This is a genomic window from Bacillus sp. DX3.1 (assembly GCF_030292155.1).
Classification (GTDB): domain Bacteria; phylum Bacillota; class Bacilli; order Bacillales; family Bacillaceae_G; genus Bacillus_A.
This window is the reverse complement of record NZ_CP128153.1, coordinates 485,502-510,428: the sequence shown is the minus strand read 5'-3', so window position 1 is coordinate 510,428 and position 24,927 is coordinate 485,502. Positions and strand designations below refer to the sequence as shown.

The following is a 24,927-nucleotide window of genomic DNA, read 5'->3' as shown; positions in this document are numbered from 1 at the left end:
TACTAATCAAACGTTTGTTTAAAAAAGAAGTACACCCTGAAAGGGCGTATCACACATTAATCTCCGCCACCGCCGCAGCTACCTCCATCGCCGCCAGAAGAACTGCTGTCTCCACCAAAAGAGCTACCGCAGTCATTTGAACTATCAGATCCCGCAAAGAAAAACGGTGTAGAAGTCGTAGCCGAGCTATCGCCAGTATCTGATTTATATAATTTTTTCTTACGCTTACTAGATCTGACTTCTTTTGCAATCATTCCGATTACAATAAAAATGAACAATGCACCTATTGCAATTCCCATGTAAAACGTCTCCTTCCACTATTGAAATAGTTGTAGCTTTCGATCTATCTTCTCTAACGAAATGAATCGTGATTCACGTAATATCTCTTTGCCCTCATAAAATAATAAGACCGTTGGTGCTGTAAATACTAAATACTTCGCTGAAATTTCTTTCATGTCCTGCAATGAAAGAACAATATTTACCACATTCTGATACTGTTTTAGAAAACGACTTACCTTCTCTAGCATGACATCACAAACACCACAGTTTTCAGTTTTTATAAAGTGCAACTTTAATCAGTGGGGGTTTTCCTTTTCCAGGAAGATCATCAAAGTCACCATTATTTATTGCCTGACGAATCCGTTCCTCAGCAAAGCTCAAGAAAATATCCATGTTATTCCCTCCCTTACCTATTTTTACTATTATTTTACATGAAAATTTAAAATGCTACCATGCTATGAAATGAAATCAGTGCCACAATTTTTCTCAAAATGTGGTTACAAATGCTGGACGGAATGACGAAATTCCTGCTGTGGAAACAGTTATAATTAGTGGTGCAGGAAAAGGATCTGACCGCTTCTATACATGGCTGGATGCTCTCTCCCACCTAAAAAGAAGGGTTTTATGTCGGTTTTTTAATTTGTATTTATATATATCTGGGAACTAAAAAATGCGGTGTCTCTTATGATAGAGACACCGCATTTCTATTAATCTTTCTTTAATTTCCTAGCAATCCCGTTACCAAAGGATTGCAAACCTTGAACAAGAATAATTAAAATAAAAACTGTTGCATACATTACTTCTGGTTCATATCGTAAATGCCCAAAACGATAAGCTAAATCTCCAAGTCCACCAGCTCCTACTAGTCCAGCCATAGCCGTTGCACCAATTAGCCCGATTGTCGCAATTGTCAAGCCTAGCACAAGAGATGGACGGGCCTCTCTAACCATTACGTGCCAAATAATTTTCACTGTGGAAATTCCCATTGCTTGATATGCTTCAATCACACCGCGATCAACTTCTAATAATGCTGTTTCCATTAAGCGTGCGATATAAGGGGCAGTAAATACAACAAGTGGTACAATTACACCTTTTACTCCAATCGATGTTCCCATGATTAGCTTTGTAAACGGCAAAATAAAGAATAATAGAATAATAAATGGAACAGATCGAATAATATTAATAACCGTATTTAAAATAGGATATACAAGTTTATTCTCGTGCTGGCCACCTGGTCTTGTTAAGACAAGTGTTACGCCAAGCGGTAAGGCGATAATGATAGATATGAGCAGTGAGATGGATGTCATTTGGAATGTTTGAATGGTTGCCTCCCAAATAATTTTGCCCCATTCAGCCAAAAAGGATTTGCTTTCCATGTTCTTCTCTGCCTCCTTCTACGATGATTCCTTGTTCCTGTAAAAACACTAATGCTCGGTGCACTTCACTTTTTTCCCCCTGCATATGAACAATTAACTTTCCATATGCTTCATGTTTTAGCTGCGTAATATTACCAGATAAAATATTGGGATACACTTGGAATCGTTTTGTTGCTACTGCAAGTGCCGGTTCACCAGAAGAGTTCCCGATGAAGGAGAGTGTCACAATTTCACCCGTATCCTTTAGCTCCGATTGTAATGCCGCTGGAATTTTGGCTGCAAAAGCACTGTTCACAAATTTTTCCGTCGTTGCATGTTGCGGATTTGTAAAGACTTCCTTTACTGTACCACTCTCTACAACAGCCCCATGCTCCATCACCGCAACGCGATCACATATACGCTGAATCACATTCATTTCATGTGTAATCAGTAAAATAGTAATACCTATTTTTTCATTGATCTCTAATAATAAATCTAAAATAGACTCTGTTGTCTCAGGGTCTAGCGCACTTGTCGCCTCATCACTTAACAACACTTCTGGTTCATGTGATAATGCACGTGCGATCGCAACACGTTGTTTCTGTCCACCAGAAAGTTCATTTGGATAGGCATCTTTTCGGTCAAAAAGACCGACCATGCGTAAATATTTTTCTACTCTATTTTCAATTTCCGTTTTCGAAATTCCCGTAAGTCGTAAAGGCAAAGCAATATTTTCATACACATTTACTGTCTTTAATAAGTTAAACCCTTGAAAAATCATCCCGATTTTTTGTCTTGCCTTTGCTAACTCTTTTGTAGATAAAGCTGTTAAATCATTTCCATTTACAATTACATGACCTGTCGTCGGTTTTTCTAATACATTCACACAGCGGATTAATGTACTCTTCCCAGCACCGCTATACCCGATGATCCCAAATACTTCTCCTTTTTTCACTCTGAATGAAGTTGGTTTAAGAGCTTCCACGTCTCCTTTTTTTGTTGTAAATATTTTGGATACATTTTTCAATTCAATCATCGTAGTCAGCTCCTACCAAGACGGCAATACAGAACCATCGAATTTTTTCTCAATAAACTCTTTCACTTCTTTAGATTGATAAGCTTTCTTTAATTTTTTCACAGCTGCATCATCTTTATTTTCTGTACGAACAACAACCCAGTTCACATATGGTGAATCTTTTCCTTCTCGAAAAATAGAATCTTTTGCTGGATGCAGTTTTGCTCCTAGTGCAAAGTTCGTATTAATGGCAGCTGCTTTTACCTCATTTAACTGCGTTGGTAACTGCGATGCTTCTAATTCAATAATTTTTAAGTTCTTCGGATTTTCAATCACATCTTTTGCAGTTGCTTTCTCTGTTGCTTTTGGATCAACTTTTAAGACGCCCGCTTTTTCAAACAATTTCAATGCACGTAATTCATTTGTTGGATCATTTGGTACCGCAATTGCATCTCCGTCTTTTAAATCCTTTACATCTTTAATTTGTTTGGAATATACGCCCATTGGAAATGTTACGGTCGAAAACACCGCTGTTAACTCCATCTTACGTTCTTCTTTAAATGCATCGAAATAGGTCTTCGTTTGAAAACTATTCACATCAATGTCTTTTTCATCTAACGATACATTCGGCATTACATAATCGTTGAACACCTTTAATTCCAATTGCAAACCATCTTTCGCCGCTACTTCTTTTACCTTCTCAAAAATTTGTTCATGCGGTCCACCCGTTACGCCGACTGTAATTTTCTTCTCATCTAGCGCTTTTGCTTCCTTCCCAGCATCGGCACTACATGCCCCTAATAGCAATACGGCTCCACTTACAATACTTAATAATAGCTTCTTCATATACAATTCCCCCTCAATCTCTCTCTTTTCTAAACAAAAAACACCTCTCTAATAAGAGAGGTGTCGAATAAACAAAATAGGCTCCTCTCTTATCTTCCAAAACGAAAATCGTTTTGCAGGAATTAGCACCCTAGCTCATAATAAAATTCATGAGCTGGGTTGCCGGGCATCATCGGGCCAGTCCCTCCGCCACTCTGGATAAGAGTATTTTTATAAAATTTTAAAAAAACTATGGTACTAATAGTAAATCTTACAAAAAATTTTGTCAATCATATTTTTCTAAAAATATTTTCTTTTCAAAAAATGTTATTTTAAAATAAAGTGAAACTTTAATCAGTGGAGGTTTTACGGGCAGTTGATCCCCCACCTAAAAGGCATTAGCTATTATTACGAACACCCTTCAATTTACCAAACTACATGAAACTCCGACTCTCCATATCCCAAACACGCGTCACCCATGACTCATAAAAAGAAGGTTCATGTGACACAAGTAAAACGGTTCCTTTATATTGCTTCAACGCTTCTTGTAACGCCTCTTTTGCATGTATGTCTAGATGATTCGTTGGCTCATCTAAAATCAAAACATTACTTTCTGTTAGCATAAGCTCACATAAACGTACTTTTGTCTGTTCACCACCACTTAAGAAACAAAGCGGCTGGCGAATATGATCTTCTTTTAAGCCACATCTTGCTAAAGATTGGCGGATTTCTTTTTGTGTCATATCAGGACGATCCGACCATACTTGTTCCAATGGCGTTAATTCTACAGCAAGTTCTTCTTGTGCAAAATAAGCAGGCTTTACTCGTTCTCCGGCACATACTGCTCCGCCTAACGGCTTTACATACCCAAGTAACGTTTTTAACATCGTTGTTTTTCCAATTCCATTATGACCAACAATCGCAATCTTTTCGCCTCGCTTTATTTGTAAATCAAACGGTGGAAATAACGGTTCTGTATAACCAATTTGTATTTGGCTTGCTTGTAATATACGGCTCACCGGATCAGTATGAACTTGGAACTGAAAGCGCAGCTGTGGTACTGTGTTAGGCTTTCCTATCCTTTTTATTTTGTCTAACACTTTCTCACGACTTTTCGCTTGCTTTGCATTACGATTTTTATTTTTTTGAATAAAGACCTCTAATTTTCCAATTTCCTCTCGTTGTCTTTCGTACGCTGCTTGTAATTGTTGTTTGCGTTGTTGATAGCTTTGTAAAAATACTTCATAATTTCCTATATACCGGTCTATCCTTTGTCCCTCTAAATGATAAATTACATTCGTAATTTTATTTAAAAATACCTCATCATGTGAAACAACAATATAAGCATGTTCATACGCTCGTAAATAAGATGTTAACCACTCTATATGAACTGTATCTAAATAGTTTGTTGGTTCATCTAATAGTAAAACTTGTGGCTGCTCTAAGAGTAGTTTACCTAACAATAATTTTGTACGTTGCCCACCACTTAGCTTCGTAACATCTTTGTTCATCCCTAGATCGAGTAATCCTAATCCAGCTGCTACTTCTTCTATCTTTGTATGAACTTGATAAAAATCTGAGCTCTCTAGTACACTTTGTAATTCTCCATATTGTACTAACAACTTCTCTAATTCGGTTGCTTCTGACATCTTTTCGGCAATTACCATCATTTCACGTTCAACAGTATATAAATGGGAAAATGCACTTCGTAAATATTCCTCAATGGTTGTTCCTGCTTGTAAATCAATGTGCTGCTGTAAAAAGCCAATTTTCACATGTGGGAACCATTCAATTTTCCCCGCATCCGGTAAAATTTCTCCTGTTAAAAGGCGAAGCAATGTTGATTTCCCTGCTCCATTACTTCCGACAAGCCCAATATGTTCCCCTTTTAATAACCGAAAACAAGCATTATAAAAAATGGTTTTATCGCCGTACGTATGCGTAAGATTTTCTACTGTTAATACACTCATTTCATTCTCTCCTTTTTACTTCAAATAAAAAGCCAAATAGAGAGAACAGCAAAAATAAAGATGTTATTTAATTTTATACATAAAAATGGGTAAGGCGAACACACCTTACCCATTACAATTTATTATCGTAAAAAAGGATTAAGGCTCTTTATCTGCTGTCTTCAATTTGGCTTAAACTTAAAAAATGGGCAGACTTCTCCCGCATCAAGCTAAAACCATTTGAAGAACAGTTGATAAAGTCATCTTATCCTTTCACTCCTTTAAAAATCATTATTGTTTCATAATAAGCATGCTCCATGCTCTTATATTTTATTCGTCATGAATTGTTTTGTTCCTCTTTCATTCAATCTTTTTCTTTAAAAATTTCTTCCAAACGAAAAAAGCCACTTAGCAGTCATTATACAAAAAACTGTTAAGTGGCTTTCATTACTTCCGCATATAAGGAGCTAATATCCCTAAAATTTCAGCTTTATCTTCTTTTAGTTCAAGAGATGTTAACATATCCATCGTACGAGGACGAGGTAAGTTTACGTTTACTTCACCTACAAGTGTTGCTGGTCGTTGCGACATAATAAACACGCGATCAGATAATAAAATCGCTTCATCTAAGTCATGCGTTACCATAATGATCGTTTGTTTTTCTTGATGCCATGAATCTAGCAGCCAGCGATGCACCTCCATTTTTGTAAATGCATCTAGCTTACCAAACGGTTCATCAAGCAGCATAATAGGCTTTTCACATAAGTAGGTACGCAAGAAACTAATACGCTGACGCATGCCACCTGATAGCGCATCTGGATAATGGTTCGCATATTCAGAAAGACCGAACTGCTTCAATGCTTCCATTCCTTCTGCGAACCGCTCTTTCTTTGCCTTTCCATCAATCTCTAGGGGAAGAACAATATTTTGCAAGGCAGAGCGCCACGGCAAGAGAAGATCTTGCTGCGGCATATAGCTTACGATATCCTGCTTTTTAACAGGCACATCGTTATAAACCACTTCACCGCTAGTCATCTCTTCAATACTGGCAATCATATTTAATAGCGTACTTTTTCCGCAGCCACTCGGTCCGACAAATGAGACAAATTCTCCTTCTTGTATGGAAGCACTAATCTTTTCTAGCACATTTTTCCCATCAAATGCTTTTACAACGTCTTTTATTTGTAATCCACTCATTTTTCACTTGGAAGGAATTCATTTGTAAAGGCCGCGTTTACATCAATTTTCTTTTTAATAACTTTATTATCATGTAAGAAATTCATGTAGTTCGTCCAAACCTCTTCCTTCTGTACTCCCCATGCTTTCGCATCGTCTTGATACTTCGTACTTAACCATTTTTGACTCTCTTGTACTAACTCTTTATTAATATCTGGTACATTTTTAATTAAAATGTCAGCTGATTCTTTCGGCTCTTTAATTGCAAAGTTATACCCTTCTGCTGTTGCAGTCATGAATTTTTTCACAAAATCTTTATCTTGTTTTGTATGTTTTTCACTCGTAATAATTACAGGACTATAAAAATCCAGTGCTGGATCTAAATCTTTTACCATCACTGTATTTAATTCTTTTCCTTGGCGTTTTGCTTCAATGCCGTCCCAGCCATAATAAATCCATTCAAAGTCTGCATCGCGCCCGATTGATTTAAAGAAATCGGTTTGTCCAAGAACGATCTTCTCTACTTTATTAAAATCAGCATTATGTTTATTCATAATTGTTTTTAACGTTGCTTCTTCCGCTGGTGCACCCCAACCGCCGTAACGTTTACCTTCGAAATCTTTTGGAGAGGTAATATTATCTTTTTTAAGTGAAGCGAAAGCAGATGTATTATGCTGAATAATTGCTCCAATTGAAACAACTGGAATCCCTTCAACGCGAGCAGATGTTACGTTTTCTTGATAGCTCACACCGAAATCTGCTTTTCCTGATGCAATCATTTGTTCCGCAGACACGTTATCTCCTGGCTGAATGATTTCCACATCTAAACCTTGTTTTTTATAATAATCTTTCGTCTTCGCTACATATAAACCAGTATGGTTTGTATTTGGAAACCAATCCAAGACAACTTTTACTTTCTTCTCTTTATCTGCACTCTCTTCTTTCTTCGCTGTAGAACAACCCACCACGCCAACTGCTAATAAAGCTGCGAGCATGACTTTTAAGCCTTTTTTCATTTTTTATCGTCCCTTCTGTATATCCATGGTGCTGTTAGTCTTGCCATAAATTCTACGATAGAATACAAGAGCAATGTCACCATTACGATAATGGTTGCAATGCCAAATACACGAGCTGTTAAAAAGGATTTCGTTGCACGTGTCAGCATAACGCCTAACCCTTCACTCGCCCCAAGCCATTCTCCAATAATTGCTCCCATCACGCTATATGTAACGGCAATTTTTAGCCCAGAGAAAAAGTATGGGAGCACCGCTGGAAATTTCACCTTTTGATACACTTGCCATTTTGTCGCACGCATTGTCTGTAATAGCTTGAGCATGTTTTTATCAACTGTTTGAAAGCCTTCTAAAATACTAAGAGCAATCGGAAAGAAACAGACAAGAATAACGACCATCACCTTTGGCAGCATTCCATATCCGAACCAAATAATAAACAAAGGTGCAAGCACAACAATCGGAATCGTTTGCGAAATAACGAGTAACGGATTAATTAAAATGCGAAACAGCGGAATAACATCCATAATAATTGCAATACTCGTTCCAAGTAGAATCGCAAAAAACAATCCTATTACGACTTCTTGCAGTGTTTGCACCGTATTTGGTAATAATAAATCTTTCATCGCAATAAGCTCTTGTACAATTGCAGAAGGCTTTGGTAAAATCCATGGTTCAATTTTAAATAATGAAACAGATCCTTCCCATATAGCAATGAGAAGGATAATCCAAATCGTTGTAATTGTTATGTTAGATCGCTTCTGGTTTTGCATATTCATCACGGTACTTCCAAACTTTTTCATCAATTGATACACCAGTACTTGGACGATAGTGAATTTTAATAGAAGTAATAACTTCTTCTGCTCCAGCATCGACGCAAGCTTGTTGTGCACGTTTAATTACGTCAAGAAGTACGTCTAATTCTCCTTCCAGCGTTGTTTCCATAGCTCCCACTTCGTAGCGCACACCAGATTGTTGTACAACTTCAATTGCTTTATCAACAACGGCATATAGATCTTTCGTTTTTGCTTGTGGTACTACTGAAAATGAAATCGTAACTTGTTGTGACATACTAAAATCCCCCTTGCAAAATATGTTTAGTAAAAAGAAAAGGCTTTCCTACGATTACGTAGGAAAGCCTTGTATGCAAGTTATTACACAATAACGTTTGCTTACATCACTTTAAGTAACTCCCTACGCTGGCATTATCCAGATCAGGTTGAGGGTCGATGCATTCTTGCATCCTCTCAGCCAATTGGCTCCCCGTTCTTAATTTGTTTTCATTGTAGCATGATTTATTTTTTCAAACAAACAAATAAGGTGTTTCTTGTCTCCTTTTTGTGAATGACCCCTCCTTAACATTCTAACGGGCCGTTTGAAGAAGGGGACTTCTGTTGGAGTACTGTTAAAGACCAAAATGATTTATCTTATTCTATTTAAAATACGAAATATGGCGTCTATCTATATAAATACAAATTAAAAAACCGACATAAACCCCTTCTTTTTAGGTGGGAGAGAGCATCCAGTCATGCATAGAAGCGGTCAGATCCTTTTCCTGCCCCATGCGAAGTGAAAACAAAGAGAGAAAACGAGTGCAGGTCACCTTTTGTTATCCATAACCGCGGCTATATGTCGAAAAATCAAAATGGATTTATATAGTTCTATGTTTTTTCTAACTCATATTTCTCTTAATCTCCTTTCTATATATGAACCATAGAAAGGAGATTATTTGCACATACACCCTACTATCCAGTCACCGACTAGCTGTTCCCCCTCTTAGCCTCTATCGCTCCGTTCCCTCACTTTTCAGAAATTGCTCTTCCGTGATGAATAAGTTACACATCATCTTCATTTTGTTTTTTATTATATCTTTATATAAAAAACATTAAATTTTAATGATTATTCTGTCAAAATAATTTCACTAAATATAGTGAATGTTACTTTTTATGTGTTATATAATAAAAAAGGTTTATATACAAAGCTTTCATTTGTTTAATTTAATAATCATCATTCAAATTAAATTATTCAAAAATATCTTACCATATGGATTTTGGAGGTATTTTATCATGTTTTGGCTACAATTTATCACCTTACTACTCTGTATTTTTATCGGTGCACGTCTTGGTGGTGTTGGCCTAGGAGTAATGGGCGGTGTTGGTATGGCGATACTCGTATTCGTCTTCCATCTACAGCCTACAGCTCCCCCAATTGACGTTATGCTGATGATTTTAGCAGTCATTACAGCTGCTGGTGCACTGCAAGCTGCTGGTGGAATGGATTATCTTGTCCATCTTGCAGAAAAAGCACTTCGTAAAAATCCAAAGCGTATTACATTCTTCGCACCAATTGTGACATATTTATTTACATTATGCGCAGGGACTGGTCACGTTGCCTATTCCGTACTCCCTGTTATTGCAGAAGTATCACGCGAATCAGGAATTAGACCAGAACGTCCGATGTCGATTGCCGTAATCGCCTCACAGCAAGCAATTACAGCAAGTCCAATCTCTGCTGCAACCGTTGCACTTCTAGCAATGCTAGCTGATTATAAAATCACATTGCTAGACATTTTAAAAGTGAGTATTCCTTCTACATTTATTGCTTGTATGTTAGCAGCTTTCGTTGCAAGCAAAATGGGTAAAGAATTAAATGAAGATCCAGAATACTTAAAGCGTTTAAAAGAAGGTATGATTCCTAAACTCGAAGAAAAGGGAAAATTCACCATCACAAAAGGCGCAAAACTATCCGTTCTTCTTTTCTTATTCGCAACAGTTTTTGTTGTTCTTCTTGGTTCATTTGAAGCACTTCGTCCAGGCTGGATGGTAGATGGAAAATTGGTTCGTCTATCGATGCCTTACACAATTGAAATGGTCATGCTTACAATTGCTGCCCTTATTATTATCTTCTGTAAGCCAAATGTAGAAAGCATTGTGTCTGGCAACGTCTTTAAGGCTGGAGCTACAGCCGTTGTTGCAATTTTCGGTATCGCTTGGATGGGTGATACATTCTTCAATGGAAACTTAAATATCATTCAAGGATCGATTCAGCACTTAGTAACAAGCGCACCTTGGTTATTCGCCATCGCACTATTTATCTTATCTATTTTACTGTACAGTCAAGCTGCAACAGTACGTGCTTTAGTGCCACTCGGATTGTCACTCGGCATTCCACCTGCACTACTAATTGCAATGTTCCCAGCAGTAAATGGTTATTTCTTCATTCCAAACTACGGAACAATCGTTGCTGCCATTAACTTTGACCGTACAGGAACGACTCGTATTGGAAAATATGTTTTAAATCATAGCTTTATGATTCCCGGTCTTGTCGCAACATTCGCCTCTATTGGAATTGGTATGCTATTAATTTCAATCATGTTTTAAATCATTCAAAAAGCACAAACCTTTTCATAACAAAAGGTTTGTGCTTTTTGTGTTAAAAATTTAATCAAACGTTTGTTTAAACTTTTATTCAATAATTTCTACATTATATCCTTTCTTTTCTATCCCACTTAATACTTCTTCAATATGATTTTTATCCTTCGTTTCTAGCGATAAATGAAGCTGTGCATACCCTGGAAACACTTTTGTTCCAATCCTCTCTAAATGAATATGCAGTACATTTGCTTCAAAACTTGTTACAATTTCGAGTAAATGCTGTAGATGCCCTGGTTTATCTTTAATCGTTGTTGCAATATGAACAAAGCGCCCTGCTTCAACCATTCCATGCTCAATAATACGAGCAATAAAGTTTACATCGACATTACCGCCACTTAAAATCGAAACAACCTTTTTCTCTTGAACAGGAATTTTTTGATACAGCAATGCCGCTAACGAACTAGCTCCAGATCCTTCTACTAATAACTTATTACGTTCAAGTAGCATTAACATCGTTCTCGCAATTTCCATTTCATCTACGCAAAAAATATCATCTACGTAACGCTGTACAAGCTGAAACGTGAGCTCCCCTGGTCTTTTCACTGCAATACCATCTGCCATAGTAGGCGTGGATTCCACTGTAATGACTTTCTTTTCTTGTAAAGATTGCTTCATGCTGGGACAAGCAAGTGCTTGTACACCATATATTTTTACTGATGGCTTTTGTTCTTTAATAGCCATCGCAACACCTGCAATCAATCCTCCGCCTCCAACGGGACAAACAACAGCATCCACATTATCTAACTGCTGCAATATTTCTAATCCAACTGTCCCTTGCCCAGCAATCACGGATTCGTCATCAAACGGGTGAACAAACTTCGCTCCTGTTTGTTCTTTTAAGTCTAGTGCATAAGCTAATGCATCATCAAATACATCACCTTGTAACTCCACATGTGCACCGTATCGCTTTGTCGCAAGTACTTTACTAAGCGGAGCACCTTTTGGCATCACAATCGTACAAGGAATGCCGAGCATATTACTAGAATAGGCTACTCCTTGCGCATGATTCCCAGCCGATGCTGCAACTACACCATTCTCCAATTCACCTTTATTAAGAGAAACCATTTTATTATAAGAACCACGCACCTTAAAAGAACCAGTCTTTTGTAGATTTTCAAGCTTCAAATACACTTCATTATGTGATAACTCGCTAAATGTACTTGAGTAATCTAATGGTGTCGTATGTACAATGCCTTTCATTTTTTCATGAGCGGCTATAATATTTTGTAACGAAATCATTTTGTCGCCTCCGAAACGAAATAGATTCATACAGGTTAGTTTGAGCGGCACGGTTTGTTTTATACTGTAGAGTGACAATAAAACTGTTTACTCATAAATTAGGTCGTTCAAAATTCTTTATTTGAAAATGATTAATAAAGTGAAACCTTGATCAGTGGGGGTTTCTTCATCTCCCACTGCCCGTTAATGCGAGATAAAAAAGAACCCCTTCTTCACATCGAGAAGGGGTTTTCTACAAATAAATTTGCTTTTCAACTTATTATTTTTTCACTTGTTCAGCCAATCTCTTCGCACTATTATAAGGAGAATCCGCTAAACTAATTGCGGAAATAATCGATACTCCATCTGCACCTGCTTCAACGACTGAAGCGGCATTTTCAATTGTAATTCCACCAATGCCGACAATCGGTATCTTAATACCCGCTTCTCTAAAACGATGAAGACCATTCGTTCCTTGAACTGCTTTTGCATCCTCTTTTGTGCTCGTTGGAAAAATCGGTCCGACGCCTAAATAGTCTGCACCATTTGTAATTGCAAAACGTGCTTCTTCTATTGTATGAGCAGATACTCCAACAATTTTATCTCCCATTTTTTCACGAACTGTTGTAATTCCTTCATCGTCTTGCCCTACATGCACACCATCTGCATCTAATGCAATTGCTAATTCTACATCATCATTCACGATAAAAGGAACTTTATACTCTTTGCAAAGTGACTGTAACTGCTTTGCAAAATGCACCCGTTCTTCTCCAGTTAAAGCTCCTTCACCCTTTTCACGAAATTGAAAAAGTGTAACTCCACCATCGAGCGCTTCTTTCAATACTTGTAATGGATCTTTCCGGCAATTGTTACTCCCCATAATAAAATACACTTGTAACAACTCGGATATATATTGTTGATTAATACGCGCCATTTCTCTCATCCCTTCTTAACGAACTTCTTCTACATTTCCATATTGTTCAATATCAGCTGCAGTAACATTTGCTAACTGATTGAGAAATTCAATTTGGAAACTTCCTGGCCCTTGCTCCACTGTTTTGCTTGCTGCAATTTCCGCTGCTACGCCATAAAACGTTAAAGCTGCAACTGCCGCCTTCACATAATCTTTTTCAACCGCTGCAAATGCCCCCATTACAGATGTTAATAAGCAGCCCGTTCCTGTTACTTTCGTTAAGATTGGATGACCGTTACGAATGATAACGGTTCGCTCTCCATCTGTTACAATATCTTCTTTTCCGGTAATCACAGCGACTGTATCTACCTCATCAGCTGCTTGCCTAGCAATCCCTACAACATCCCCACTTCCAGCTCCTGCATCGACACCTTTAATTTCCCACTTTTCATTAATAACATTTGCAATTTCTGCTGCATTCCCGCGAATCATCGCTAATTTCACTTCACTTGGAATGTGTCTTGCTACTTCTGTTCGGTACGATGTAGCCCCGGCGCCAACTGGATCAAATAATACAGGTACATCATGTGAATTCGCTGATTTTCCGGCAATCATCATCGCTTCCACTTCTTCTGGACGAAGCGTCCCCATATTTAAGACAAGTGCCCCCGCAATACTAGCCATTTCCGCCACTTCTTCTTTTGCATATGCCATCACTGGTGATGCTCCTAATGCAAGTAAACCGTTAGCCGTAAAGTTTGTCACAACAACATTCGTAATATTATGCACAAGTGGATTAGACTCTCTCACTACTTCCACTACTTTTGCGATTTCTTGAATCTTCATTCCTTTTCCATCTCCTTGTCTCAATATTGGGAGATACAACAAAAAAGACACTTCGCGTATGCAAAGTGCCTTAACATGTGCTTTTACACTCTCCCTACGCTGGCATTATCCAACAGGTTCAAATGGTCAACGACAGATTAGCCGTACTCTCAGCTTGCATCCGCAAGCTCCCATGTGTTTTCTTATTCAGCTACTTCAGAGTTTACTCTTATTCTATGAAAATAACAAGCTCTTTACTTTACTATATAAAAATAGTGATAGGAAATAAATTCCTACCACTATTTCTCATATTATTTTAAGGCTTTAGATACTTCTTTCACCATTTCAGAAACAGACTCTAATCCGCCACCAGATAGGTACCAGTAGTTTGCATCAAGGTAAACTACGTTATTGTTTTTCGCAGCGTTTGTTTTGCTTACAAGTTCATTTTCAACAACTTGTTTTGCAGAAGATTCTCCGCCAACAACAGCGCCTCTATCAATTACGAATAAGTAATCAGGGTTTTTCTCAAGAATGTATTCAAATGAAATACTTTGACCATGAGAAGATGCCTCGATACCTTTATCTGCAGGAGTTACGCCAAATACATCATGGATGATACCGAAGCGTGAACCAGCACCATATGCACTTACTTTACCGTCATTCGCTAAGATAATTAAACCATTTTTACCATTTTTCGTTGCTTTTTCATTTAATGCTTTTACATCTTTTTCAACTGCTGCGATTTCTTTTTTCGCCTTATCTTCTTTACCGAAGATTTTTGCTAACATTTCTGTGTTGTCTTTAAATGATTTCATGTAATCTTTTGTTTCTTGCTCTACATAAATTGTTGGAGCAATATCAGAGAATTCTTTATAAGAATCAGATTGTCTTGCAGAAATAATGATTAAATCTGGTTGGATTTCGTTAATTTTTTCAAAGTCTGGCTCTTTTAAGCCGCCAACGTTTGTATATTTTTTATCTTTATATTTAGAAAGATACTGAGGCATGCTCTTTTGTGGTACGCCCGTTACTTCTACACCTAATTTATCTAATGTATCTAATGAACCGAAGTCAAATAACACAACTTTTTTAGGGTTTTTCTTAACTTTTGTTTCCCCAAGTTTATGCTTAATCGTGATTTCTGCTTCATCTTTCTTTGTTGCACTTGCTTCCTTCTTTTCAGAAGAATTATTACTACATGCTACAGCAACGATAGCTAGCATGAAAGTTAATAATAACATTGCTAATTTCTTCATTCGAATCACCTCTATAAATTTTTTATTAAAAATACAAATTAAAAAACCGACATAAAACCCTTCTTTTTAGGTGGGAGAGAGCATCCGTTCATGCATAGAAGCGGTCAGATCCTTTTCCTGCCCCAGACATAGTGAAAACAAAGAGAGAAAACGAGTGCAGGTCACCTTTTGTTATCCATAGCCGCGGCTTATATGTCGAAAAATCAAAATGGATTTATATAAATAACTTCCATTATGAAAAATAAATACAAATGTTATTGCCCGCTATTTCTTCAATATGGATGTCCATATCGTATATGTCTTTCAAAACAGCTGGGTCGATAATTTCATTTGTTGCTCCTTCTTTCATTACTTTTCCATCTTTCAAAGCAACGATATAATCGGAGTAACAAGAGGCAAAATTGATATCATGAATTACGATAACAATCGTTTTGCCAAGCTCTTCAACTAAGCGTCTCAGCACCTTCATAATTTGAACAGAGTGCTTCATATCTAGGTTGTTAAGCGGTTCATCTAACAAAATGTATTCTGTATTTTGGGCAATGACCATGGCAATATAAGCACGTTGCCTCTGTCCACCACTAAGCTGGTCGATATATTTATGTTGTATATCTTCTAGCTCCATATAACGAATGGCCTCTTCAATATGGTCCCAGTCTTCTTTCGACAGATTACCTTGCGAATATGGAAACCTTCCGAAGCTGACTAATTCTCGAATCGTAAGTCTAAGATTAATATGATTTGTTTGCTTCAAAATCGATATCTTTTTCGCAAGTTCACTGCTATTCCATTCACTAATCTCCCTATCTTCAATAAAGATTTCACCCGCATCCTTTTTTAATAGCCTGCTAATCATCGACAGAACTGTACTCTTCCCAGCTCCGTTCGGCCCAATAAAAGATGTGATTTTTCCTTTTGCTATTTTAATAGAGACATCCTCGACGACATTTTTATTTCCATATTGCTTTGATACATTTCTTACTTCTACCATGACTTGCTCTCCTTTAATAGAAGATAAATGAAGTACACTCCACCTACAAAGTTAACAATAACGCTTAAAGTTGTATTAAACTCAAATACCCTCTCAACGATTAATTGCCCGCCTACTAAAGCGATAATACTTATTAGGATAGAGCCTACTATTAAATATTTGTGCTGGTATGTACGTAAACATTCACGCGCGACATTCACCACAAGTAATCCTAAAAACGTAATCGGTCCAACTAACGCTGTAGAAATCGAAACAAGAATCGCGATAACAATCAAAAACTTTTTCACGACCTTATCATAATCAACTCCTAAGTTAATCGCTTCATCTCTTCCGAGTGATAAAACATCTAACAGTTTTAACTCTTTATACACATAAGCGAGAACCAATATAATGCCGATGATCGAAGTAATCAGTAACTCCGTCTTCACATTATTTACACTCGCAAACATTTTTCCTTGTATAATTTGAAACTCGTTCGGATCAATAAGCACTTGCATAAAGGATGATAAACTTTGGAATAATACCCCAAATATTAATCCAACTAACAGTAGGAAGTAAATGTTTTGTCCCTCTCTCTTAAAGAGAAATCTATAAAGGAACATTGAAAAAACAACCATTAAACTAATCGATATAAGAAAGTTAACATTCGTATTCATCATCGTTATATGTTTCGACCCAAACACAAATACAACAAAGGTTTGTATAAACATATAGAGCGAATCTAAACCAATTACACTCGGTGTTAAAATACGGTTATTGCTAATTGTCTGAAAAATCATAGACGAAAAAGCAATCGCTCCGCCAGTTATGACCATTGCCAACAATTTCTTTCCTCTTCTTGGCAATGCATAATCTAAACTATTCATATTTAAGTTAATAAATAAGAAAATCCCAATGACTATGACTGTTACAACGGCAAGCACTGCCAACATTTTTTTATGACTTGTATGTTTTCTATGCTGCATACGCGTTTCTCCTCATCAATAAATAAAGGAAGATTCCGCTTCCAATGACACCGACTGTAAGGCCAATGGAAATCTCATACGGATAAATAATGATACGTCCAAATATATCGCAAGCCAGGACAAAAACTGCCCCTAGTAAGGCTGTATGAGGTAAACTATTCTTTAAGTTATCCCCGCGATAAATCGAAACGATATTCGGGATAATAAGTCCTAAAAATGGAATCATTCCGACAGTCAAGACAACCAATGCTGAGATTAACGCAACGATAATTAGGCCGATATTTAACACTCGATTGTAATTCATCCCTAAGTTCGCTGCAAAATCCTCTCCCATTCCGGCAACTGTAAATCTGTTTGCATATAAAAATGCAATGATTACAAGCGGAATGCTCAAGTATAAAATCTCATATCTTCCTTTCATAACCATTGAAAAGTCTCCTTGTAGCCATGCAGAAATGTTTTGAATTAAGTCGTATTTATAAGCAAAGAATGTCGTAATAGAACTGATAATATTCCCAAACATAATCCCGACAAGTGGAATAAAAATCGTATCCTTAAACTTAATTCTCTTCAAAATTTGCATAAATAAAAATGTGCCAGCTAACGCAAAAACAAATGCAACAAACATTTTTTCAAGCGGACTCGCTGTTGTGAATAGCATCAATGAGACTAAAACTCCTAATCTCGCACTATCCATCGTCCCCGCAGTTGTCGGAGATACAAATTTATTTCTGCTCAGCTGCTGCATAATTAAGCCACTTATACTCAAACTCACTCCTGCAACAATAATGCTGATCAAGCGTGGCAGCCTACTGATAAATACGATTTGCACTTGTTCTTGATCTAAGTGCAAAATATCTATCGGTTTTATATCTTTTACACCGATAAAAATAGACGCAATTGATAAAACAATAAGCATGATAAACAAATATCTTTTTTTCATAATTTCTTCATGGTGCAGATTATGTTCTGTCGCCATCATTTGATTTAAAACAGATTATAATCCTATCATTTTATCCCCCTCATCTATTCATAGAATACTATAAATGAAAATGATTATCGTTATCGACCGAAGATGTATTTTACTACATCCAGTAATTGATTCCCTATCTGATATTTTAACAATAATCAGATAACCTCTTTTAATGATAATGAATTTCATTTAGATTGTCAACAAATTCCATTAATAAATTATCATTCATACCAATTTTTTATTTGTATAAGTAAAATATATAACAATAGTGAATGCTCCCTCCTTAACTAGTCAAAGATGTATAGTATTTAATTGATAATAATAGGCTAGAATCTTCGGCATAACTGAATCAAAAAAGGATGTATGCTATATTTAACTTACGGAAACTTGAAAGGATGTTGTTTTAAATATGGCAAAAAGTATTGTAATTGCTGAGAAACCTTCTGTTGCACGTGATATTGCACGTGTATTGAAGTGTGATAAAAAAGGAAATGGTTATCTTGAGGGAAATAAATATATCGTTACTTGGGCTTTAGGGCATCTCGTTACATTAGCAGATCCAGAAAATTATGATGTGAAATATAAAAAGTGGAATCTAGAAGATTTGCCAATGCTACCTGAACGTTTGAAATTGACAGTGATTAAGCAGACTGGCAAACAGTTCAATGCCGTTAAAAGTCAACTGACTAGAAATGATGTAAATGAAATAATCGTGGCTACAGATCCAGCCTTATCTCCATAAAATATATCTGTACAAAAAACCCCAAGATATACCTAACCCCTTATTTAATGAAAGTATTTACTTTTTTTATAATTGTACATAAATAAACAAGTATAAAATCCAAAGCATCTTAGCTCACTTTGAAATCTAGTTTAATTGAATTGATATAAATAATTTTATTAAACGTACAAACATATTTAAACGATTTAATCTATTGTACAAGCCATTAATCATTTATGTACTTCTTTTATATCCCTAAAGCCACCCTCTCCTTCTTTCTTCAACCTTTTAAAAACATTTCTCGCTCAGCTACAATTTATCTCCGTAAAATCTCCCCTAGTTCTTTTAAACTTTAAAACGTTACTTATACGCTTTTTTAATCAGTTTAAACAAAGTTTTTTCTGAATCTTATTTATAAAGTAGTACCTTTTTAAGAAAGTTTTTTAAAACAGTCTGTTAACTTAATAAAGCTTAAGATGTATTTCTTTCCTCATTAATGTAAAATTAAGGATAGAATTTCTTATAAAAAACACTAATTTTCTAATCCAGGTATAAGGGGATGTATTCCATTTAATATAAATTTTTATTATAAATACTTTAGTTTACTAGATATAAATTTAGTTCAAATTACAAAATTCTTAAACAAATTAAAAGTAAAAAAATAGCTAATTACATTCAAGGAGAAAAGACTATGGCAAATAAAAAAGTTAAAGATTTTGAAAGACAATTCATCTATAATCGTAAAAATTTAAATTTAATTATCAGTGAATGCAAATATTTTTTAAGCTCTGGCTCATATAAGAATTATTTACTAAATAAAATAGCCAAAAAATCTTTACCTGGCTATTCATATATTTTTAGCGGGACTAAAGTGGACTCCATAGATAAAATACATCTAACAAAATTTATTCCCTATCATGACGCGAGCCCAATTATCAAGGATATTGAGTGGCAGCAATTAGTTTTAAGCTTTTATAAAGAAGAGATTAAAGAGTTTTTAAAATTAAAGGAACAGTATACATATCATTTATTAGTGGCTGATTATGCTAAAGCAGCAGAAGTCATTAACTCTATAAATAGTATTACATATTCATTTTGGTCTATAGAACAAGAATTATTATGCTCAGAATTACATGGTGGATTAGAAGGTAATAGAACAACGTTGTCAGAAATAGGTAAAAAAACAAATAAATTTTTAGTAGCACTTATAAGTGAATTTTACAGTTCTAAAGTAGGATTAATGAGTAGTCACACTAGTTTTATACATAAATTAAATAATTTTATAACACAACTCTCAGAAGACTTTGGTGATCAAATACTAACAGATTACCTTAGATTTTTATATACAGATGAACTGGATATACTTAAAGAGAAGAACTTAAAAAAAATACTCTCTTTCTCATCTACCTTACCAATAATTGATATGTATGAAAATCTAATAAAAGTGATCACTATAATTTTTAGTTCAAATCAATTCACGGTCGATTTAAAACATGAAATAAAAGAAATCTTGCTACAACTTGATATAGCTGATCAAAGAGTAATTAATTTAATTGCAAGTATTGATGGGGTATCAAATGATGCGAATTTATTTAAAGAGAAAAACTCGGCGGTTAAAGATATCATTGAGCTGTATACTATAGGAAATTATGGAGATGCCATTAAATTAGTAGAGACTTACGATAAAGAGTACGGTTTGAACTTTACATTAATTGATTTACTATCTAAAATGTGTATTTATTTAAACACCCCGCCTGAACAAATCAATGTAACCAGTAACTTAATTAAGAAAAATATTCTAGAACCTATTTTCCATATTTATTCCTGTAATGAAAAAGAGAAAAATTTAAATATATTATTAAATACCTTAAAAATATTTGGAGATTTAAATGTAAGATATGAAATCGAAACATTTTATTTAAATCATAGATATTCTAATCAACAAGAAAAACTTAATTTTAAGGAGAATTTCGCTTCTATATATTCTGAAATAATTTCTCCCAAACATCTATTATTAGATCAGTTAGAACAAACGCGTGAGGTAAGTAAAACTCAGTTTAAATTAATGGGCTATACTCAAACTATTGATGTGTTTGAAAAGGTTATAAAGCCTTCCCAATCTAAACAAAGTGATAGCGATATTCCTATATTTAGAGAGAATTTCTATTATGCCAAAGGAGTTAGTAAGCGGAGCCTAGACTTAGGAATAGAAAAATTTAAAGAGCTACTTAGTTCCATAGATGAAAAAAATGATCATATTTTTAAATATAAATATGAAAAAGTTGCAGTAGAACTTTTCAATCTTTACTTAAAGAAAAACGAACTCATCGAGGCGGTCAAATTATTGGTAGATTCATACTTTATCGATCCAAGTATTATCTTAAGAATGGATAGTAGTGAATTATTAAGAAGCTTACAGGAGCAAGACATAAAAACCGATTCATTAAAACTGGTCATATTAGTTTATTTAGTTGATCCTAAAAACCATATTCAAAATTATATGGCCCTTGTTACATATATTGAAAGTATTAATTTGACATTGCCAAGTGAACTAATGAGTTTGGAGGAGACTACTAGTAAAGAAAGGTATTTAATTTACTTTATCTTAGAACATATCTATACAAAGGAAGTAATGAAATATTTTGTGTTTTTAGATCCAAAATTACGAAATATAGAGAGAATAAAAGTACTTAAATTTTTAATTGAACAAAAATATGGAAACCTTAAGTTAAAAGAAAGTGAAATTGATGAAATAAATAAATTTGAAAGTATCCAAAAAAGAATTAAAGCAGTTGATGAGAAAAAAATATTTGTAGACACTGCAGCCATTATAAGAGAGAATGATCAAATTTATAGAGAAAAATTCAAACAATATCTACTTATGGATAGTCTAGATACTAATCTTACCTTCTATGATATTCAAGATTTTAATTCGACACTAACTAAATTTAACGATGATGTAAAAGAAGAATTTAAAACTAATCCTGAAAAAAAATATAGATACTTATTATTCAAAGAAATGCTAATTGATTTTATAAATGAATTAACTACTAATCGAAAATATGGTCTAGAAAAATTCTTAAGTTCCAGAATACGTCATGGTGTTTTAGAGAATACTTTAACTAAAACTTTAAAATATCATAACTTATTATCATTGAAACAAGATAAATCAGGCAGTCATTTAATATTAAATAAATATAGAGAACAAGAATTAGAAAGCATAGTTTCGGAAAAAAACTCCCAAAATATCGAATTAATAAAAGGTTATTTAAATGAATTTTCAAATACCATAGTAAATCAATTTGAAGAAATTAAAAATTGGATTCGTTTACAAGACAAGAAATATCCAAATGGTATGTTTAATTATAGTCAATTCGAATTTGATGCTAATGTTCTAATGCTATATTCTGACTTTAACGAAATAACCAATTACAATGTTTTTTATTCAGCCTTAACGGATTATTTTTGGGTGCAGACAGAATATCATTTGAATAAAATTAGAGAGCGCTTTTTAGAAGAAGTAAACTCATTTATAATTAACAATCTCAATACTTTAGAATCAAAACTCTTACATTTAAAGGACAAAGATAGCTCCTTAGAAAATTTAATTGGCTTAATTTCTAGAGATATTAATGTAGCTAAAGCCACTATTAAACACGACCTATTTGAAATTAGTAATTGGTTTATAGTAAGAAGATCTAATGAATTCCATGATTTTTCATTTAGTGATTTAATTGAAACTGGTTTAGAGATTGTAAAAAAATCAAATAAGGCTAATGTAGTATTTAATACAATTGCAGAAATCCAAGAAGATACTCTAGTAAAAGGTGAACACTTTAACTATCTAATTGATATTTTTACCATGCTGTATTCAAATGCTATTAAGCATTCTGGCTTTGAAAACTTAGGAGATTTAAATATTTATACAAACATTAAAAGAATAGCATTCTCAGAAGTTGAAAAAGCTTTAAATGATCAAACAATAGAAGGAAATTGGGCTAATGATGGTTCTTTTTCTGATTTATTTAATACGGAAGGTAACTACAATATAAAAATTACAGTATCTAATACATTAGATGCGAAAAAAGATCCAAAAGAGATTGCAAAAATAATTAAAAAGAAGTTTGATGTGATTTTAGATAAGGAACAATCTGAGGAAATGATTTTAGGCGAAGGAGGCACAGGAATTTCCAAGGTATACTATATTTTAGAACATAACTTAAAGGTACCTTTTATTCAGCGCTATTATGTAAATGAACATAAAATGTTTGCTGAGTTTATTTTAAATATTGAAGAACTAAAAGCAAAGGAGTTGGCTGTGCATGAAGTTGCTTCTAATTGAAGATGATGATATAAAGGCAGACATCATAATAGACTTTCTAACAAGTGAAAGTAACCTTACTGATTCAATTGTTAGAAAGCATTCTTGGCAAAGCGGGATTATAGAGATAATAAAGAATAAAGACAAATATGATTTGGTATTATTGGACATGAGTATGCCACGATATGATGCAAATGTGGGCGATGTAAATGAAGAATTTGAAACTTTTGCTGGCTGGGATATTTTAAGGGAAATGAAAAGACGAGATATTATTTTAAAAGTATGCGTGATTACTTCTTTCGATTACTTTGGCGAAGGTAATAATGTTTTAGAAAGTCATACTTTAAATGATGAATTAGAGAAAGAGTTTCCGTATCTATACAAAGGTATGATATACTTCAACTCCTCACAAATTAATTGGAAAGATGAATTACGGCATTTACTCATGGAAGGTAATTTGTAAAATGATGAAAATTTTAATCGTAGAAGATGATATTGTAAAATCCCAAGATATACAATCTATTTTCGATGATTTCCCAGATGTATCAGTGGAAGTTCAAACTTGTATATTTAAAGCCAAAGAAAAATTAGCTAAAAATTATTATGATTTGATGATTTTAGATATGAATTTACCCTTTGAAGAAGGTGGAGATTCTCAAGAATTTGCTGGTTTTATGTTATTAACGGAAATTCGAAGTGTACAGCATTTAAAAAAGACAAGTGATATTATAATTCTTACATCATATGAGGAATTGATACAAAGATATCAAAAAGACATTGCGAAAGGAGTATTTGTTGCTATTAAATACGACGTATACTCTGATGATTGGAAAGAAAAAATCACCAATAGAATTAAATACGTAATGTCATCAGCCGATGATGCAAGTGACATTGGAGAAACTGGATATAATTACGATTGTGCAATAATTACCGCAGTAGATATTGAATTTGCTGCGGTAACAAAATTATTAAACAATCCTCAATCATTTAAGGCTAAAGGAGATCCTACCTTTTATACAATTGGTACTATGGGTGATAAACGAGTAGTAGTTGCAAAACAACATCAAATGGGGATGACAGCATCCTCTGTTTTGGTAATGAAGATGATACAGCATTTTAAGCCTAAGTATTTTATTATGGCGGGTATAGCAGCTGGAGTAAAAGAAACTAGTAATTTTGGTGATATAATCCTTGCATCTGAAGTATGGGAATTTAGTAGTGGAAAAATAATCAGTGTACAATCACAGACTACTGGTTTTCTACCTGAGCCTAAATATTTGGCTATGTCTGCTGAAATAAAGGAAATTTTAAATAAAGATTTTTCAAAGGAACTCAAAATTATTGAAGAGAATTGGGAAAATAAAAGTAACATTAGCGAGAATCTAAAGGCTATATCAGGTCCAATAGCATGCGGTCCAATTGTAATACAAAATGAGCAAGTAGTAAGAGATTTCATTCTCCCTTTTAATAGAAAAATAAAAGGAATTGATATGGAATCCTATGGAGTTGTTTATGCATGCGAAAACAGTTATTTGCCAAAACCTAAAGTAATAATTTGCAAATCAATATGTGATTATGGAGATGCAAAAAAAGATGATACATATCAAAATTATGCCTCCTATACAAGTGCACAGTTTGCGAAATTTTTACTTTTAAATCATCTAGATTAGTATTTTTATTTAAAGAAAGGATCGTAAA

Annotated in this window: 22 protein-coding genes, 1 pseudogene and 3 riboswitches; of the genes and pseudogenes, 5 read left to right on the top strand and 18 right to left on the bottom strand. The window is 34.6% G+C overall.

Features of this window, described 5'->3' with window-relative positions; translation table 11 throughout:
* Nucleotides 1–56: 56 nt before the first annotated feature.
* The 11 genes from QRE67_RS02520 to QRE67_RS02470 all read right to left on the bottom strand — a co-directional run bounded on the left by QRE67_RS02520 (nt 57) and on the right by QRE67_RS02470 (nt 8,680).
* A complete protein-coding gene (locus QRE67_RS02520; protein ID WP_286123398.1) occupies nt 57–299 on the bottom strand; it encodes a YxzE family protein in 243 nt (80 codons plus the stop codon).
* A gap of 18 nt (nt 300–317) precedes the next feature.
* Nucleotides 318–569, bottom strand: a complete 252-nt coding sequence (locus QRE67_RS02515) for a thioredoxin family protein (protein ID WP_286123396.1) — start codon at nt 567–569, stop codon at nt 318–320.
* Nucleotides 550–672: a DnaJ family domain-containing protein gene (locus QRE67_RS02510; RefSeq protein WP_483298661.1), complete on the bottom strand. Its 123-nt coding sequence runs from the start codon at nt 670–672 to the stop codon at nt 550–552. The genes QRE67_RS02515 and QRE67_RS02510 overlap by 20 nt, the downstream gene beginning before the upstream one ends.
* Nucleotides 673–986: 314 nt before the next feature.
* Nucleotides 987–1,655: a methionine ABC transporter permease gene (locus tag QRE67_RS02505; protein WP_286123394.1), complete on the bottom strand. Its 669-nt coding sequence runs from the start codon at nt 1,653–1,655 to the stop codon at nt 987–989.
* Nucleotides 1,630–2,670, bottom strand: coding sequence for a methionine ABC transporter ATP-binding protein (locus tag QRE67_RS02500; RefSeq protein WP_286123393.1), 1,041 nt, complete (start codon nt 2,668–2,670; stop codon nt 1,630–1,632). The genes QRE67_RS02505 and QRE67_RS02500 overlap by 26 nt, the downstream gene beginning before the upstream one ends.
* 12 nt (nt 2,671–2,682) lie before the next feature.
* On the bottom strand, nt 2,683–3,495 hold the full coding sequence (locus tag QRE67_RS02495; protein ID WP_286123392.1) for a MetQ/NlpA family ABC transporter substrate-binding protein: 813 nt from the start codon (nt 3,493–3,495) through the stop codon (nt 2,683–2,685).
* 86 nt (nt 3,496–3,581) lie between these two features.
* Nucleotides 3,582–3,700: riboswitch (SAM riboswitch) on the bottom strand.
* Between the two features lie 208 nt (nt 3,701–3,908).
* Nucleotides 3,909–5,444, bottom strand: a complete 1,536-nt coding sequence (locus tag QRE67_RS02490) for an ABC-F family ATP-binding cassette domain-containing protein (protein WP_286123391.1) — start codon at nt 5,442–5,444, stop codon at nt 3,909–3,911.
* Nucleotides 5,445–5,870: 426 nt separating this feature from the next.
* The gene (locus QRE67_RS02485) at nt 5,871–6,620 is read right to left on the bottom strand and encodes an ABC transporter ATP-binding protein (RefSeq protein ID WP_286123390.1); all 750 of its coding nucleotides are present in this window, start codon (nt 6,618–6,620) and stop codon (nt 5,871–5,873) included.
* On the bottom strand, nt 6,617–7,615 hold the full coding sequence (locus tag QRE67_RS02480) for an ABC transporter substrate-binding protein (protein ID WP_286123389.1): 999 nt from the start codon (nt 7,613–7,615) through the stop codon (nt 6,617–6,619). Before QRE67_RS02480 ends, QRE67_RS02485 begins: the two co-directional genes overlap by 4 nt.
* Nucleotides 7,612–8,388 (bottom strand): ABC transporter permease, encoded by a 777-nt coding sequence (locus tag QRE67_RS02475; RefSeq protein WP_286123388.1) that lies wholly within the window; start codon nt 8,386–8,388, stop codon nt 7,612–7,614. Before QRE67_RS02475 ends, QRE67_RS02480 begins: the two co-directional genes overlap by 4 nt.
* On the bottom strand, nt 8,360–8,680 hold the full coding sequence (locus QRE67_RS02470) for an MTH1187 family thiamine-binding protein (RefSeq protein WP_286123387.1): 321 nt from the start codon (nt 8,678–8,680) through the stop codon (nt 8,360–8,362). Before QRE67_RS02470 ends, QRE67_RS02475 begins: the two co-directional genes overlap by 29 nt.
* Before the next feature lie 101 nt (nt 8,681–8,781).
* Nucleotides 8,782–8,885: riboswitch (TPP riboswitch) on the bottom strand.
* Between the two features lie 790 nt (nt 8,886–9,675).
* Here QRE67_RS02470 and QRE67_RS02465 point away from each other — a divergent pair.
* Entirely contained in the window at nt 9,676–10,989 is a 1,314-nt protein-coding gene (locus tag QRE67_RS02465; protein WP_286123386.1) for an anaerobic C4-dicarboxylate transporter family protein, read from the top strand.
* An 84-nt stretch (nt 10,990–11,073) separates the two neighbouring features.
* On the opposite strand, the gene ilvA is transcribed toward QRE67_RS02465, so the two are convergent.
* From ilvA to QRE67_RS02430, 7 genes are all read right to left on the bottom strand, one after another.
* The gene (gene ilvA / locus QRE67_RS02460; RefSeq protein WP_286123385.1) at nt 11,074–12,282 is read right to left on the bottom strand and encodes a threonine ammonia-lyase; all 1,209 of its coding nucleotides are present in this window, start codon (nt 12,280–12,282) and stop codon (nt 11,074–11,076) included.
* Nucleotides 12,283–12,541: 259 nt separating this feature from the next.
* On the bottom strand, nt 12,542–13,195 hold the full coding sequence (gene thiE / locus QRE67_RS02455) for a thiamine phosphate synthase (protein ID WP_286123384.1): 654 nt from the start codon (nt 13,193–13,195) through the stop codon (nt 12,542–12,544).
* A gap of 15 nt (nt 13,196–13,210) precedes the next feature.
* Entirely contained in the window at nt 13,211–14,020 is an 810-nt protein-coding gene (thiM, locus tag QRE67_RS02450; protein WP_286123383.1) for a hydroxyethylthiazole kinase, read from the bottom strand.
* Nucleotides 14,021–14,094: 74 nt separating this feature from the next.
* Nucleotides 14,095–14,204, bottom strand: a riboswitch (TPP riboswitch).
* A 106-nt stretch (nt 14,205–14,310) separates the two neighbouring features.
* Nucleotides 14,311–15,258 carry a siderophore ABC transporter substrate-binding protein gene (locus QRE67_RS02445; RefSeq protein WP_286123382.1) on the bottom strand — a complete coding sequence of 316 codons (948 nt, stop codon included), beginning with the start codon at nt 15,256–15,258 and terminating at the stop codon, nt 14,311–14,313.
* 232 nt (nt 15,259–15,490) lie between these two features.
* Nucleotides 15,491–16,249: an iron ABC transporter ATP-binding protein gene (locus tag QRE67_RS02440; protein ID WP_286123381.1), complete on the bottom strand. Its 759-nt coding sequence runs from the start codon at nt 16,247–16,249 to the stop codon at nt 15,491–15,493.
* A complete protein-coding gene (locus QRE67_RS02435) occupies nt 16,243–17,214 on the bottom strand; it encodes an iron chelate uptake ABC transporter family permease subunit (protein ID WP_286123380.1) in 972 nt (323 codons plus the stop codon). Before QRE67_RS02435 ends, QRE67_RS02440 begins: the two co-directional genes overlap by 7 nt.
* Entirely contained in the window at nt 17,204–18,157 is a 954-nt protein-coding gene (locus tag QRE67_RS02430) for an ABC transporter permease (RefSeq protein ID WP_286123379.1), read from the bottom strand. Before QRE67_RS02430 ends, QRE67_RS02435 begins: the two co-directional genes overlap by 11 nt.
* Nucleotides 18,158–18,596: 439 nt before the next feature.
* On the opposite strand from QRE67_RS02430, the pseudogene QRE67_RS02425 reads away from it, so the two are divergent.
* The 4 genes and pseudogenes from QRE67_RS02425 to QRE67_RS02410 form a co-directional block, all read left to right on the top strand.
* Nucleotides 18,597–18,911, top strand: a pseudogene (locus QRE67_RS02425) (toprim domain-containing protein); the annotation flags it as partial.
* Nucleotides 18,912–19,599: 688 nt separating this feature from the next.
* Nucleotides 19,600–23,250 carry a hypothetical protein gene (locus QRE67_RS02420; protein ID WP_286123378.1) on the top strand — a complete coding sequence of 1,217 codons (3,651 nt, stop codon included), beginning with the start codon at nt 19,600–19,602 and terminating at the stop codon, nt 23,248–23,250.
* Nucleotides 23,231–23,692 carry a response regulator gene (locus QRE67_RS02415; RefSeq protein ID WP_286123377.1) on the top strand — a complete coding sequence of 154 codons (462 nt, stop codon included), beginning with the start codon at nt 23,231–23,233 and terminating at the stop codon, nt 23,690–23,692. Before QRE67_RS02420 ends, QRE67_RS02415 begins: the two co-directional genes overlap by 20 nt.
* Before the next feature lies 1 nt (nt 23,693).
* A complete protein-coding gene (locus tag QRE67_RS02410) occupies nt 23,694–24,899 on the top strand; it encodes a phosphorylase family protein (RefSeq protein WP_286123376.1) in 1,206 nt (401 codons plus the stop codon).
* Nucleotides 24,900–24,927 lie beyond the last annotated feature (28 nt).

What these genes read in the sequence shown, in the direction of transcription:
- QRE67_RS02520 (WP_286123398.1), bottom strand. Translation starts at nt 299, where the DNA reads ATGGGAATTGCAATAGGTGCATTGTTCATTTTTATTGTAATCGGAATG.
- QRE67_RS02510 (WP_483298661.1), bottom strand. Translation starts at nt 672, where the DNA reads ATGGATATTTTCTTGAGCTTTGCTGAGGAACGGATTCGTCAGGCAATA.
- QRE67_RS02505 (WP_286123394.1), bottom strand. Translation starts at nt 1,655, where the DNA reads ATGGAAAGCAAATCCTTTTTGGCTGAATGGGGCAAAATTATTTGGGAG.
- QRE67_RS02500 (WP_286123393.1), bottom strand. Translation starts at nt 2,670, where the DNA reads ATGATTGAATTGAAAAATGTATCCAAAATATTTACAACAAAAAAAGGA.
- QRE67_RS02495 (WP_286123392.1), bottom strand. Translation starts at nt 3,495, where the DNA reads ATGAAGAAGCTATTATTAAGTATTGTAAGTGGAGCCGTATTGCTATTA.
- QRE67_RS02490 (WP_286123391.1), bottom strand. Translation starts at nt 5,444, where the DNA reads ATGAGTGTATTAACAGTAGAAAATCTTACGCATACGTACGGCGATAAA.
- QRE67_RS02485 (WP_286123390.1), bottom strand. Translation starts at nt 6,620, where the DNA reads ATGAGTGGATTACAAATAAAAGACGTTGTAAAAGCATTTGATGGGAAA.
- QRE67_RS02480 (WP_286123389.1), bottom strand. Translation starts at nt 7,615, where the DNA reads ATGAAAAAAGGCTTAAAAGTCATGCTCGCAGCTTTATTAGCAGTTGGC.
- QRE67_RS02475 (WP_286123388.1), bottom strand. Translation starts at nt 8,388, where the DNA reads ATGAATATGCAAAACCAGAAGCGATCTAACATAACAATTACAACGATT.
- QRE67_RS02470 (WP_286123387.1), bottom strand. Translation starts at nt 8,680, where the DNA reads ATGTCACAACAAGTTACGATTTCATTTTCAGTAGTACCACAAGCAAAA.
- QRE67_RS02465 (WP_286123386.1), top strand. Translation starts at nt 9,676, where the DNA reads ATGTTTTGGCTACAATTTATCACCTTACTACTCTGTATTTTTATCGGT.
- ilvA (WP_286123385.1), bottom strand. Translation starts at nt 12,282, where the DNA reads ATGATTTCGTTACAAAATATTATAGCCGCTCATGAAAAAATGAAAGGC.
- thiE (WP_286123384.1), bottom strand. Translation starts at nt 13,195, where the DNA reads ATGGCGCGTATTAATCAACAATATATATCCGAGTTGTTACAAGTGTAT.
- thiM (WP_286123383.1), bottom strand. Translation starts at nt 14,020, where the DNA reads ATGAAGATTCAAGAAATCGCAAAAGTAGTGGAAGTAGTGAGAGAGTCT.
- QRE67_RS02445 (WP_286123382.1), bottom strand. Translation starts at nt 15,258, where the DNA reads ATGAAGAAATTAGCAATGTTATTATTAACTTTCATGCTAGCTATCGTT.
- QRE67_RS02440 (WP_286123381.1), bottom strand. Translation starts at nt 16,249, where the DNA reads ATGGTAGAAGTAAGAAATGTATCAAAGCAATATGGAAATAAAAATGTC.
- QRE67_RS02435 (WP_286123380.1), bottom strand. Translation starts at nt 17,214, where the DNA reads ATGCAGCATAGAAAACATACAAGTCATAAAAAAATGTTGGCAGTGCTT.
- QRE67_RS02430 (WP_286123379.1), bottom strand. Translation starts at nt 18,157, where the DNA reads ATGAAAAAAAGATATTTGTTTATCATGCTTATTGTTTTATCAATTGCG.
- QRE67_RS02420 (WP_286123378.1), top strand. Translation starts at nt 19,600, where the DNA reads ATGGCAAATAAAAAAGTTAAAGATTTTGAAAGACAATTCATCTATAAT.
- QRE67_RS02415 (WP_286123377.1), top strand. Translation starts at nt 23,231, where the DNA reads ATGAAGTTGCTTCTAATTGAAGATGATGATATAAAGGCAGACATCATA.
- QRE67_RS02410 (WP_286123376.1), top strand. Translation starts at nt 23,694, where the DNA reads ATGATGAAAATTTTAATCGTAGAAGATGATATTGTAAAATCCCAAGAT.